Raw genomic sequence first — 12,041 nt, forward strand, 5'->3', positions numbered from 1 at the left:
CGGGCTTTTCGAGGGGCGGCTGAGGGCCGGCGGCTTCGCGCCGTGGCAGGACGGCGGTGATCACCGGCCGGGGCGGGCGTCGGCGATGTGGACGAGCTGATTGACGGCGATCAGGGAGTACCAGCTGCAGTCCACGGCCTCCTCGGCGTCCCCGAGGCGCTTGACCAGGTATTCCCGCAACGCCTTCTGATGCATCAGGCACTCCGGGCACCGCTTGGACAGGTGCACCAGGTAGCGGGGGTGGGCGGTGACGTAGGACCGGTCGCCGCCATTGGGATCGAGCAGCCGCCATCCGTCCTCGTCGGTCGGGGTGTGCCAGGAAGGGGCCACGATCTTCATCGCGTCGCCCCACAGCTCTCCGCCGGCGGCGCCCTTGAGGACCACGACGTGCTCGCCTGGGCGGAAGTGCTGGTGGGTGATGTCCCGCTCCGGGGTGAGCGGGTCGGGCGGGAGGTAGACGGGGCGGGTCTCGGGCACGGAGGTCCTTCCACGAAGACGCTGGGCGGCGGTGGAAGACAAAGGGTCCGGAGAATCCCCGGTTTCCGAAACCGGGGATCGGCGGCTATATTACGCGCCGCCCGGCCTACCGGAACGGGTTCTCCGTGGGCCGGTCGCGGTCGTCGGCGGCCTCCAGCAGCTCAGGCAGATCGGTCCCCTCGGCCTCGCGCTGGTCGACCCACCACCCGGCCCTCGTCAGCAGCCGGACCTGCTTCTCCAACTGGGCCCAGTCGGCTTCGTCCCAGGTCCCTTCGGTGACCAGCGCGGTGTAGGCACGGGTCACCAACTGGTGGCGGGTGCGCTCGCCCCAGCCCAGGATCTTCTCGGGTCCCTCCAGGGGCGGCATGTCGAACTGGGTTACCCAGTCCGCCGCGGCGGTCTGTTCTTCGGCGCGCTTGGCGGCCAGCCACTCGGCTGTGCTGGCGGCATCCGCCTGGTGATCGGCCCGCCAGCAGTCGGTGCACTGCCGGGTGGCGAGCCAGCGGGCGTATCCAGCGCGCTGGTCCGCCGAACGGCTCGACAGATCAACGGTGTTGCTATGTTCACAGCTGTGGACGATCTCGAAGGATATGGGTACGGGCATGGCGAACTCCTTGCATAACAAGAGGGATGGGGGTGGGTGGGGTGACGCGGCCGTACGGCGGTGGGGCTGAGCATCTGCCGGTGCTGGCGGGGGTGGATCCGGGACCCGGCGCAAGCCGGGACGGGGCAGGAGCCCGGAGGGTTCGCCACGGGCGGTGATCACCGGGCCGCCGCCGGGCATGGAGGGTTGAGCGACGTCACCGCTGCGGCGTGATCGCGCCACCGGTTCGGCACTTGGGCTGCGGACTGGTATCGGGCCGGCGGTTCTGCCGTGAACACTCTGGCGCGGTCGAGAGCGGTGAGCGGCGAGGAAGGCGAAGGTCAGCTTCTGACGGTACGCAGGCGGCGGTCAAGGAGGGCGCGTTCGCCCGTGTTGCGATGGTCAAGCAGAGACACGGGCACTGCGGCGGGGGTGCTAGTGCCGCACTCGCGCCAACGTGGTGGCCAGAATTGCTGCACCCGTCAAGGCCGTACAGGCCGAGGTCTCGGGATGGTCAGATCTTCAGGGCGTAGCCCTTGGTGACCTTGTCGACTTGATCAGCCAGAGTGCGGAGGTCGATCGAACCCGCCTCGCTCCAGTCCTTGATGGGGCACTTGAGATCAACTCCCAGGCTGGAGAGCCTCTCTACCTGCCGCCTCAACTGTTCGATGACCGCGCGGTGATGGTTGAACTTCTCGCGCTCGGCGTCGGCTTCGGAGCTGGACGCCAGGTTTGGGAAGCTCTGGCTCGCACCAGCCAGAAACCTGACAAAGTTGCTGGTTGTGTGGGTGCGCACTGCCTCGTTCGCGAGTGGGAGTGTCCTCGTTAGTTCCGAGTGCGCGCGGCGAACCCTCTTTCGCTCCGCCTCTACGATTGCGGCTTCTGCGGCGAGTTGCTGGTCAAGCTTCGCGTGATTGATCGCCTGCTTCTTGCGGCGGTCGGCCTTGCGTACCTGGACCCGATCGCGAAGATCCTCCAGCCAGGCATGCGCGGCCCCTTTGGCTACGATCCGCCATGCTGTCGTCAGCCCCGTTAGAAAGCCGACCGCCGCCCCGAGCAAGAGTTCCATCAGCACTGCCAGGCCCCCGACGTAACGTGTCCACGTGAGCGCAGAGTGTAGCCAATGAGGGTGTGGGTCGGGGGATGGACGCCAATTCGCCTACGCGGTCTGGCGGGTGGCAGGTGGTGCCGCGTGGCGCGTTCAACTCTGGCCTGGGTTTGAGGGGGTGCTACTCAGCTGCACGAGGGCTTGGGTCAGCGCCTCCATTTGCTGCCGGCTGTGGCCCACGTAGGTCGGGTGTCGGGCATGGTTACCGTGTTCGTGCGGCGGCCGGGGAATGGATAACGGCGGTGGTCGTAGGCGGGGCGGTGACCTGGGGGGTGCCCGCGCGGTGCTGAGAAGGCCGGGAGGCAGCGGCCTGAGCAATGCGGGCCCGCCGGGCTGTCAGGCTGTTGCGCTGGGCTGGACGAACCGGTGTGGCGGTTTCTGCCGGATCGATGGGGTGGTCCGCGTGCACTGTGAAGCCGTGACGGCGGAGGTCGTGGACGGTCTGCCGGGCCCGGCGCCGCTGGTTCTGGTCGGGATGGGTGAGCCGGTACACGTCCGGTCGGCCGGGGACGGGCTCGAACTGCTCGTGCTGGAGGTACCAGTCGGCGAGGTGGGGTGTGATGGCCGCGGTGGCGCGGGCGACCACCCCGTGGTCGGGGTGCAGGCCGAAGTGGAAGTGCGGTTGCATGGAGTGTCCTGGTGGGCGGGGGAGGTCATCGGCTGCGGTGCGCTCGTCCTGGGAGAGAGGGCGCGGCTGTGCCGACAGTGGGAAGTGCGGGCCGGACCGTGGACGCAGGGCCGACGGGTCGGGCGGAGCGGGCTTGCCGCAGCAGGGCCGGTGCGTCGACCCGCCACCGACGGAGGGTCTCGGCCGTGCCCGGCGGCAGGGCGGGAGACGAGGACGGCGGCGCTGGCCACGTGGAGACCGCCGCGTCCAGGTGAAGCAGCTGGTGGAGCCGGTCCAGGGAGGCGGAGTCCTCGGCGCCCACCACAAGGTGCACACGGGAGAGGAGCTCAGCGGCGTGGTGGCGCAGGCGGCGCCACTCCACGGAGCTCTCTTCGAGGTACTGCTGCTCGGTGTGTCCGAGCGTGGCCGGGTCCAGGCGGATGCCGTCGTTGTAGCGGCCGGACTGCTGGATTGCTGTCCATGCCGCATGGAGTTCCTCGAGCCTGCCGTGCGCCGCTTCGACGGCAACCAGCAGCCGTTCGTGGACTGCCTGCTCGTACGCGGGCAGGAACGTGCCGGTGACCAGGCGGGCGGCATGGGCCGCGTCGGGCGGCAGCACGACCGAGCTGGGGGCATGTGGGTCGGCGTAGTTGTCGTCGAAGGTGGTGCTGACGAAGGCGCCGAGTAGGTATTCGTGGGCGCTGCCGGGCCGTTCGACGAGGAGGAGTTCGGTGCCCGCGCCGTTGGCGAGTTGGGCGGCGTAGGGGATGCGGATGTGCTCCACGGAGTCGATGAGTTCGCCCGCGTCCCACAGGAGGGGCACGAGGTCTTCCTGCCACACCGGGTGGGCGTAGACCTCGACCTTCACCGTCCACGTCCCGGGCAGGCCGTCGGCCAGCGCGGTGGCGTAGTCGCCCAGGTACGGGCGGGCGCCGCCGAAGAGGTGGACGCGGTGGCGGCGCGCGTTCTCCGCGAGAGCAAGCAGGTTGGGTTTTGCTGTGTCTACCTCGTGCAGGGCGTACGTGCCGTCGGGGCGTCGCTCGAATCCGGGCGTGAGCTGAAGTGCGGTGTTGGCCCAGGGGTACTGCTCGCCCACGGGGACGGCGACCAGGCCGTCGGCCGGGCTGAGGGCGAGGATGATCTGTGCCAGGCCCCTGGGGCGGGGCGTCGTGCGGTCGTCCATGCTCACGCCCGGCTGGCGAGGGCGTTGCGCAGGCCGTGTCCGAACGCGTGGGCGTGGCGGCGGGCGGCCAGCTCCAGCTCCTCGTACTGCTCGCCGCGGGTCATCTGCCCGTCGTGCTTGCGGTACCGGTAGACGGGCAGCGGGAGCAGCACGCCGGCGGCCAGGGCGGTGACGCCGACGGCCGCCATGTAGTCCTCGCCCTGGACGAGGCCGCCCATGCCGCCGGCCGCGCGGACCAGGCGGGTGCGGGCCAGGATGGTCGTCGGCCCGACGGGGATGGTGTCCTGCGGCCGGGGCCAGTACGTGACCACGTCGCCGGCGGCGTGGTAGCCGGGCGGGGCCGGGCATTCCCACAGTCGGGTGGAGCCGTCGGGCAGCCAGTCCTCGCTGTATCCGGCGACCCACCCGAGCTCGTCGGTGAAGGTCTCCAGGCGTACGCCCAGGCTCCAGTCCGGGAAGACGTCATCGTCGTCGGCCCAGTTCACGAATTCGGTGCGGACCTCGTTCAGGCCGAGGTTGCGGGCGCAGGCGGCGCCGAGCGGTCGGGGCAGGACGAGGGTCCGGATCCGGGGGTCGGCGGTGATCGGGGCAGGCACGAGGGTGGGGTCGGCGCCGTCGAGGACGAGGACTGCCTCCCAGGGCACGGTCTGCCGGGTGAGGCTGGCGTGCATCTCCTGCAGGTAGGGCAGGCGTTCGGGGCGGAGCTGGGTGGCGATGACGACGGTGATCTGCGGGGCGGACAGGGACTTCTCCGGAGTGCGTTCCATGGACGGGGCGTTCAGCGGGTGATCCGCGGTCGGGCGGGTGCGGGTGCTGGGGCGACCGGCTTGGTGATCTTCAGTGGGGTGGCGGGGGCCTGGATGGGCGCGGGCCGGTTCGAGTCCCACAGCGAGGGGGTGCCGGAGATCCGGGAGAGGGGGTCGGTGTCCCATGGCACGATGGGTCCGGCGTCGTACCAGGTCAGGGCGATGACCTCGATGCCGTGGTCGTGCAGGACGTAGCCCCATTCCAGGCCCATGGCATCAGCGTTGGCGTCGGTGACCGGGATGGGCTCCGCGGGGGTGCCGTCCACGTTGAACGCGTTGTCGAAGGGCGCACTGGGGCCGAGGTCGCCGTGGGGGTCGAGCCGCTCCAGGACGTTGTCGGGGGCCCTGTCCAGGAGGTCCATGCCGAGCTGCTTCCAGTCGTGGGGTCCATCGATGAGGTGCCGGCGAAGGGCGTCGAGGTCGCCGCCGAAGCGGTAGCGGGCGGCGCCGAGCAGGAGGGGGAGCTGGTGGTCGGGGTAGCCGTCGTAATGGCAGTAGATGCCCTCGTAGCCGGTACCGGTGGGGCGGGCGATGAAGCTGCGGGTGCTGATGGCGGTTCCTTCGTGCAGGTGGTCAGCGGGCGCGGGCGGCAGACGCTGCGGGTGCTGGTACCGGCCGGGCCACGGCCGGTGGGCGAGGCGGGAGCGTGACGGTGGGCGTGGCGTGGCGCAGGTTCACGCCGATCCCGTGCGCGACGAGCCGGAGGGCGACGGCCTGGATGCGTACGGCGCGGTCGGCCTCGCCGTAGGAGGCGGGGAGGAGGTACGCGGCCTGGTGGGGCAGGTACTGGAATCCGTGGACGTACAGGGTTTCCCTGGCTTCCTCCGGGACGACCTTGTACGGCGCTCCGAGCGCTCCGTCCTCGTACCAGGTCAGGGTGAGGGTCTGGTCGACTTGTGGCGGGGCTTCGCGGTGCGGGGGCCCGGGCTGGTCGACGAGGCTGCGGCGCATCGCGTCGCGGGCGGCTTCGTAGCGGGGCAGCAGCCGCCGCGCGATGTGGGCGGCGGCCCGGACGGGATCGTTGGGGACCGCGATCCCGTTGGGTTCCTCGACGCCCACGAAGTGGTGCGGCTCGATGTCGGGGCCGAGCGGGGCGACGACGAACTGGCCGGGCCGCAGTGGCCGGTCGTTGACGTAGAGGTGCTGGCCGTCCGGGCCGTGGAGTATGGCCTCGTGGCCCAGGACGTACTGGTGGACGATGTACTCGACGTGGCCGCGGTCCCAGAGACGTTCGATGGTGGCGAACTGGTCTGGGTAAGTGGGATGCTGCTGGTATTCGCTTGTCCACTGCCCGGGGAGACGGGCGGCGAGCGCGGAGGCGAACAGGGACAGGTCGGTGCGTGCTGTGGGCATGGGTTCCCGGGTTGGTTGAACGTTTCTGCGGTCAATGCATGCGGGCGTCGGTATCGAAAAGCTGCAGTTCAGCGGGGTGCAGCTGGTGCTGGACCACGAAGCTTCGACCTGCGACCTTCCACAGGCCGCGGCCACGGGTGAGGTGGGACAGCGCTCCGGATTCGACGCTGGTCAGGCCGAGGAGTCCGGCGGCGCCTGCGAGCTGGTCGGTCTCCTGCCGGTAGATCACGCGGGTGGAGCAGTCGGCCAGCAGGCCCTCGGCCAGGGCCCGGCTCTGGCTGCCGGCGTCGCCCGCGGTGAGCAGGTCGGACAGCCGGTGGATCACCATCAAGTTCGCGATGCCCAGGCCGCGGCTCAGCTTCCACTGGGCCTGCATGCGCATCAGGAGTGCCGGATGCCTCATCAATCGCCACGCCTCGTCGTAAACCACCCATCTCCGGCCGCCGTACGGGTCGGTGAGGGCTGCCTCCATCCAGGCGGAGGCGCAGGTCATGGCGAGCACGAGGGCGGAGTCGTCGGTGCCGCCCAGGCGTGAGAGGTCGATGGACAGCATGGGCCGGTACGGGTCGAAGGCCGTGGTGGAGGGAGCGTCGAACATTCCGGCGAGGTCACCGAAGACCAGTCGGCGCATGGCGTGGGCGAGGTCGCGGGCTGCGTCTCCGAGGCGCCCGGCGAGCAGGCCGCCGGCCAGGTCGAGACCCGGCCCGTCGGCGAGGGCGTGGGCGACGTCGCCGAGCAGCGGGGGTCTGCCGGATGCGGCAGCCCGGGCGACGGCGGTGCCGAGCGCGACGTCCAGGACGGTGTGCTCCATCGGCAGCAGGTCGCGGCCGAGGATCGTACGTGCCAGGGAGCCGAGCAGCAGCAGGCGGCGTTTGCGTACCTCCCCCTGCCACTCCGCCTCCGGTACCGAGGGAGGCCGGGGCGGCGCTTCCAGCGGGTTCAGCCTGCCGGGGAGCCCGGGCCCGAGGGCGATGGACGCACCGCCCAGGGCGTGGGCGACGGCCGTCCATTCCCCCTTCGGGTCGCACGGCACGTACACCCGGTACCCGAAGGCGACGGAGCGCAGTGCCAGGCTCTTGGCGAGCGCGGACTTCCCCTGCCCGATCACACCGGCCAGCAGCACGTTGGGATTGGTGAAGCCCTCGACCTTTCCGTACAGCTCGAAGGGGTCGAACGTGAAACTACCCTCCGCGTGGAGGTCTTTGCCGATGTAGATGCCGTCGGCGCCGAGTCCGCCTTCGGCGAGGAAGGGGTAGGCGGCGCTCGCGACGGCGGTGGTCATGCGGTGGGCGGGGAGCTTGAGGCGGCTGCCGCGGGCGGAGAAGGGGCCCGGCCGCCCTGCGGGTGGGTAGGCCGCCTCGGGGTAGATGGCCTCGGCGGGCTGCTGCTCGGAGCTGGGGCCGGCGGCGGCGCGGGCGCGGGCCTCGGCGCGGGCGGTCTGCTTGCGCAGGGCACGGCGCTGGGCCCGGCCGATGCCTTGTGGCGTGAACAGGGGGGTCGCGCTGGCTTCGCGGCGGTGGGACAAGAGGATGCTTCCGGGGTGGTGGCGGTCAGGACGCGAGGTCGGCGGGGGTGGTCTTGCGCCGCACTACATGGGAAGCGGCGAGGTGCCGCTGGCAGATGGTCAGCACGGGCGGGCCGTCCGGGAGCCGCTCAGGGTGGCAGCCGGTGCCGTCAGACGCGGCGGGGAGCAAGTGGAAGGCGGCGTGGACGGCGTCGGCTGCCTGCCACAGGCGGGTGCGGGCCGTGGCCAGGTGACGTCCAGAGGCAGGTCGCGCGGGCCGAGTGTGCCCGGCGAGCTGGTCCAAGAGGCGGTGCAGGTCGGTGAGGTGGGCGTGGAGGGTGTCGAGGTGGTGTCGGTCGCTTGGCTGACCGGCACGGGTGGCGAGGAGGCGGGTGTGGTGGCGAAGGCCGGCGGTGGCCGCCCGGAGGTACGGGTGGGCGTCGCCGACGGGGTGTTCGTCAGGGGACAAGGGGCTCCTCGTGGGAGGGGGACGCCGGGGGCGGCGGGTGGACTGGCGGATGGGCTAGAGGGTGTTGCGGGCGAGGGGGAGGGCGCAGGCGGTGAAGGCGTCGGTCTGCTGGAAGAGCAGGCGTCGCAGGTCGACCTGGGCACTGGCAGCGGCGGTCTCCAGCTGGGCGCAGGCGGCGTCCAGGGCCTGGTCGGTGTCCGCGGAGACGGTGAGCAGTCCGGTCAGGGCGACGTCGGCGTGTCCGGAGATCAGTTGCTTCTCGCGGGTCTTGACGTCGGCGTACTCGACGTTGTCGGCTTCGGACTCGACCTGGCCGCGGCGCCGGCGCTCGGAGGCGTCCGAGATGATCGCGGACTTGCGCCGCTGGACGTCCCGCAGGGCGGACTCGATGCCCTGCGGCGCGTATATAAGGGAGAAGCTGCGGCGGACGCCGGTGCTGAACATGATGCTGTGCAGGAAGCCCGAACTCGTCTCGGTCCTCGGCCAGTTCTCGATCCAGTACGTCGCGTGCCGGGCGCTGTCGGTGATGACCCGGTCGGTCTCCTCAACCTGGGCGACAGGGCCGGCGGCGGCCGGATCGGCTTCGGCGCCGCCGGTGGAGGACCACTGCTGCAGCCGGGCGGTGGCGGCGGGGTCGTACGCGGTGCGCAGCACGGCAGCCATTTCGCGGGAGCCTAGCCAGCCGGTGACGGTGAGCCCGGCGCCGCGGGCGGCCTGGGCGACGGACGCGGTGGTCTGCGCCATGACGGTGAACGCGCCGTGGAGCCCTCCGCCTGCCTGGCCGATCATGCGCTTTGCGGCCTTGAGGTCCAGGGCGATGGCCAGGTATGCCTCGTGGGGTGCGGCGGCGGGGCCGGCGGAGTCGACGAGCGCGGAGTAGATGTGTCCGGCCCCGGGGGCCTGAGGGTTGCCGTGCTCGGTCCAGTGCCGGGCCAGGCTGTCGCCGGAGTCGGGCACGGTGCGTTCCAGGACCTGGACGGTGGCGACGTGCCCGGTGCGGGCGATGCCGGCGAGGGCCCTGCCCCAGGCGCTCACGTTGGCGTTCTGGGTCGCCGGATCGAGAAGTGCGAAGGCGCGGGAGCTGACCCGGGCGACGGCGGTGAGGGTCTGGCGGTGGGGGTCGTGGATCGCGGAGGCGCCGGAGGCGGCGGTGGCCACGCGCAGGGAGGCGGTGGTGCCGGGCAGGTGCAGCAGTCCCTCGACCTGGGGGCGGGAGACGGGCCGGGCCCGCCACATGGTCTGGCCGGTACGGCGGCGGTGAGCGTAGCGGGCCACCAGAGGCGCCCAGTCGATCAGGGACCGGCCTTCCCGGCGCACCCCGACCAGGACGGCGGTGGTGATCCAGACGGGGGCCAGTGCGACGGCGCCCATCAGGCCGACGGTCAGCACGGCCATCAGCAGCAATGCCAGGGTCGAGGAGACGAGGACGAGCTGCGGGAGGGAGAGGCCCAGCAGGAAACCGCGCCGTGATCGGGTGGGGAATTTGACGGTGAGGGGGAGGACTTCGGACAAGGACGGTTCCCGGGGCGGGTCGGCCCGGGGCAGGGAGTGTGGTGCCCTGCCCCGGGGTGGGCTGGCGGAGGGACTACAGGCCGGTCGGCGAGCCGGTCTGGGAGGCGCTGTCACCGTTGGCGGGAGCGCCGTGGGCCGGAGGCATCGGATCGGCGGGCGCACTGGTGCTCCACCCGATCTGCTGGGATCCGGGGCCGCTCCAGCTCGGCGGACCGTCTGCCTGGTCGGTGTCCTGGCCGCCTCCGGTCCGGGCCTGCGGGGGCGCGGCCTGCTCCATCAGGTCGTGGAAGCCCCCGCCGGAGCTGCCGCCGGAGTCGCCCTTGCCCATGTCCATGCCGCCGGTCGGGTTGGACGCGATGTCGCCGGGGAACCCCCCGCCGCTGCCCGCAGCCTCGGCGCCACCACCGGCAGCGCCTGCTCCGGCCGCCGCACCGCCGGTGGCCGCCGCAGCAGCCTTGCGCGCCGTGTTCTCGGCATGCTGACGGGCAACCGTCGCGCCGGCGCCGCCGGCGCGGTGGAGGGACTCTCCGTCGGTTCCCTCAGCGGCCCAGTGCACGAACTTGAACGTCATGTACGGGCACAACAGGATCATGAGCATGATCACCATGCCTGCGGCGACGTCCGCGAGGGCGGCGACGCCGTCCTTGGCTTCGGTCTTGCCCATGGCTGCGATGCCGAGCACGAAGATGATCGTCATCAGTAGCTTGGAGACGACGAGGGTGGCGGTGGCCTCGATCCAGCCACGGCGCCACCGTCGGGCGACTTCCCAGCCGCCGCCGGCTCCGGCGAAAATGGCCAAGGTGACGAGGATCAGGATGCCGACCTTGCGGACCATCATCACGCCCCAGAACAGGAACGCTCCGATCGCGCTGCCGAGGGCCGCGACGACTGCGACGAGCCAGCCCATTCCGGCGATGGAGCTGATCTGCTGGACCTTGACGATCCTGCGCACGGCGGAGGAGATGTCCGTACCGGAAGCCGCGAACAGCCCGTTGGACAGGGCGTCGACGACTTCGATGGCGACGGTGGTGAAGGCGATGGCGCAGAAGGCGAACAAGACGCCGGTGGCCGTTCCGGTCACCGCTTGGGCGAGGGCTTGGCCGTCGCGTTTGATCGCGGCTCTCACCAGCTGCGCGCAGAACGTCGCGACGAGCATCAGCAGGCCGATCGGCAGAATCGTCTCGTAGTTGTCGCGGAACCATCCCGCGCCGAGGTCGATGTTGGTGGTGCGGTCGATGGCCTTGGACGCGAGGTCCGCCGCGGCGGCGGCGACGTCACCGGCGCTTTCCGCCATCCACTTCCCGATCGCGCCGACGGGATCGGAGGCGAAGTCGATCACATCGCCGGCCTTGCAGAGGTAGCCGGCGACAGGCAGGTCACAAAAGCCCACGTCGGGCGTCCTTTCGGGAGGTACAGGCGGTGGCTACGGGGCGACGCGCGGGGCTATGGCGACCAGGCGGCAGTCCTTGCCGGGTCGGCACTGGATGGCGAGGGTGATCTGCCGGTCTTCGGCACCGCCTCCGCCTCCGTTCCAGGCGAGCTGGGTTTTGCCGCGCACCGTGACGGCGTAGATGTACGCCTCGGTGATGGCTTGCGGGTTGTCGGCCAGGGCCTGCTTGAACGCGGACGGAAAGTGCGCCTCCGACGTGGTGGCGCTGGCGTGCTGGCCGTTGTCCTTCAGCCGTGACCACAGCACCGGGTCGGGGATCTGGGCCTGGACGGAGTCCCAGTCCGCGTATGCGGACTCGCCGGTCATCCAGCTGTGCATGCCGGCGAGCTGGGCGTCGCGGCTGGTAGTGCGGGCATCGAAGGTCCACAGCATCACCGCGCTCGCCCGGGCGAACACGAGCGGATCGGAGATCGGCGGCGGCCCGGCGACCGCGGACCCTCCTGCGGGCGCTGTCGGTACGGGAGCGGAGGGGGCCTTCCGTGCACCGGTCGGGCTGGTCTGCTTGCCGGATGCCTCGGGGCTCTGGTGGCTCCCGGTCCACCAGGCGACGGCGCCGGCGAGGACGAGCAGCGCGGCCAGTACACCGGCGAAAAGCAGGACGCGCCGGGGTGGCTGCCAGCCCAGGCCGAGCACGTCGAGGGAACGTTTCCTCATCGGACCTGCTGGCCGAGCGCGCTGAAGAACGCCACGATGCCGTTGGCCGCGCCCAGGCCGAGGGCCGCGCCCGCGGCCACGACGGCGCCCTTCTTGCCGTTGGCTTCGGCCTGGTGGCCGCCGGAGTGGTGGCCCCAGGCCCAGACGCCGAGGCTGACGGCCAGGGCGCCGACCACGGCCACGATCCCGAACAGGTTGATCGAGTTCACGACGGTGCGCAGGACGTCGAGGCCGGGCAGGCCGCCGCCCTTGGGTGAGACGCCCGGATCGTAGGCAAGCAGGGTGATGCGTTCGGACAGGGGTGGAGTGAGATTGGCGGGGGAGATGGCGGTGCG

At 71.2% G+C, this 12,041-nt stretch carries 14 protein-coding genes; all 14 read right to left on the reverse strand.

Annotated elements, in window-relative coordinates:
- Window positions 1–60: 60 nt before the first annotated feature.
- The 14 genes from ACGFZF_RS12830 to ACGFZF_RS12895 all read right to left on the reverse strand — a co-directional run bounded on the left by ACGFZF_RS12830 (window position 61) and on the right by ACGFZF_RS12895 (window position 12,005).
- Window positions 61–477 (reverse strand): hypothetical protein, encoded by a 417-nt coding sequence (locus tag ACGFZF_RS12830; protein ID WP_371593858.1) that lies wholly within the window; start codon window positions 475–477, stop codon window positions 61–63.
- A gap of 106 nt (window positions 478–583) precedes the next feature.
- Window positions 584–1,081, reverse strand: a complete 498-nt coding sequence (locus tag ACGFZF_RS12835) for a hypothetical protein (RefSeq protein ID WP_371593859.1) — start codon at window positions 1,079–1,081, stop codon at window positions 584–586.
- 493 nt (window positions 1,082–1,574) lie between these two features.
- Window positions 1,575–2,135 (reverse strand): hypothetical protein, encoded by a 561-nt coding sequence (locus tag ACGFZF_RS12840; RefSeq protein WP_371593860.1) that lies wholly within the window; start codon window positions 2,133–2,135, stop codon window positions 1,575–1,577.
- A gap of 235 nt (window positions 2,136–2,370) precedes the next feature.
- Complete coding sequence (locus ACGFZF_RS12845; protein WP_371593861.1) at window positions 2,371–2,796, reverse strand: hypothetical protein; 426 nt, start codon at window positions 2,794–2,796, stop codon at window positions 2,371–2,373.
- Window positions 2,797–2,821: 25 nt separating this feature from the next.
- Window positions 2,822–3,958 carry a hypothetical protein gene (locus ACGFZF_RS12850; RefSeq protein ID WP_371593862.1) on the reverse strand — a complete coding sequence of 379 codons (1,137 nt, stop codon included), beginning with the start codon at window positions 3,956–3,958 and terminating at the stop codon, window positions 2,822–2,824.
- Window positions 3,959–3,960: 2 nt separating this feature from the next.
- A complete protein-coding gene (locus ACGFZF_RS12855; protein WP_371593863.1) occupies window positions 3,961–4,725 on the reverse strand; it encodes a glycosyltransferase family 2 protein in 765 nt (254 codons plus the stop codon).
- Between the two features lie 11 nt (window positions 4,726–4,736).
- On the reverse strand, window positions 4,737–5,126 hold the full coding sequence (locus tag ACGFZF_RS12860; RefSeq protein ID WP_371593864.1) for a hypothetical protein: 390 nt from the start codon (window positions 5,124–5,126) through the stop codon (window positions 4,737–4,739).
- A gap of 211 nt (window positions 5,127–5,337) precedes the next feature.
- Window positions 5,338–6,117, reverse strand: coding sequence for a hypothetical protein (locus ACGFZF_RS12865; RefSeq protein ID WP_371593865.1), 780 nt, complete (start codon window positions 6,115–6,117; stop codon window positions 5,338–5,340).
- A gap of 31 nt (window positions 6,118–6,148) precedes the next feature.
- Window positions 6,149–7,642 carry an ATP-binding protein gene (locus tag ACGFZF_RS12870; RefSeq protein WP_371593866.1) on the reverse strand — a complete coding sequence of 498 codons (1,494 nt, stop codon included), beginning with the start codon at window positions 7,640–7,642 and terminating at the stop codon, window positions 6,149–6,151.
- Between the two features lie 25 nt (window positions 7,643–7,667).
- The gene (locus tag ACGFZF_RS12875) at window positions 7,668–8,090 is read right to left on the reverse strand and encodes a DUF6238 family protein (RefSeq protein ID WP_371593867.1); all 423 of its coding nucleotides are present in this window, start codon (window positions 8,088–8,090) and stop codon (window positions 7,668–7,670) included.
- A gap of 54 nt (window positions 8,091–8,144) precedes the next feature.
- Entirely contained in the window at window positions 8,145–9,602 is a 1,458-nt protein-coding gene (locus ACGFZF_RS12880) for an SCO6880 family protein (protein ID WP_371593868.1), read from the reverse strand.
- Window positions 9,603–9,675: 73 nt separating this feature from the next.
- Window positions 9,676–10,992: an ATP-binding protein gene (locus ACGFZF_RS12885; RefSeq protein ID WP_371593869.1), complete on the reverse strand. Its 1,317-nt coding sequence runs from the start codon at window positions 10,990–10,992 to the stop codon at window positions 9,676–9,678.
- A 33-nt stretch (window positions 10,993–11,025) separates the two neighbouring features.
- On the reverse strand, window positions 11,026–11,706 hold the full coding sequence (locus ACGFZF_RS12890; protein ID WP_371593870.1) for a hypothetical protein: 681 nt from the start codon (window positions 11,704–11,706) through the stop codon (window positions 11,026–11,028).
- The gene (locus ACGFZF_RS12895; RefSeq protein ID WP_371594665.1) at window positions 11,703–12,005 is read right to left on the reverse strand and encodes a DUF6112 family protein; all 303 of its coding nucleotides are present in this window, start codon (window positions 12,003–12,005) and stop codon (window positions 11,703–11,705) included. Before ACGFZF_RS12895 ends, ACGFZF_RS12890 begins: the two co-directional genes overlap by 4 nt.
- Between the last annotated feature and the right edge of the window lie 36 nt (window positions 12,006–12,041).

It is taken from the genome of Streptomyces sp. NPDC048338, from assembly GCF_043201055.1.
Lineage (GTDB): Bacteria > Actinomycetota > Actinomycetes > Streptomycetales > Streptomycetaceae > Streptomyces.

Coding starts and splice junctions, on each gene's coding strand:
- ACGFZF_RS12835 (WP_371593859.1), bottom strand. CDS start 1,081: ATGCCCGTACCCATATCCTTCGAGATCGTCCACAGCTGTGAACATAGC.
- ACGFZF_RS12845 (WP_371593861.1), bottom strand. CDS start 2,796: ATGCAACCGCACTTCCACTTCGGCCTGCACCCCGACCACGGGGTGGTC.
- ACGFZF_RS12850 (WP_371593862.1), bottom strand. CDS start 3,958: ATGGACGACCGCACGACGCCCCGCCCCAGGGGCCTGGCACAGATCATC.
- ACGFZF_RS12855 (WP_371593863.1), bottom strand. CDS start 4,725: ATGGAACGCACTCCGGAGAAGTCCCTGTCCGCCCCGCAGATCACCGTC.
- ACGFZF_RS12860 (WP_371593864.1), bottom strand. CDS start 5,126: ATGGACCTCCTGGACAGGGCCCCCGACAACGTCCTGGAGCGGCTCGAC.
- ACGFZF_RS12865 (WP_371593865.1), bottom strand. CDS start 6,117: ATGCCCACAGCACGCACCGACCTGTCCCTGTTCGCCTCCGCGCTCGCC.
- ACGFZF_RS12890 (WP_371593870.1), bottom strand. CDS start 11,706: ATGAGGAAACGTTCCCTCGACGTGCTCGGCCTGGGCTGGCAGCCACCC.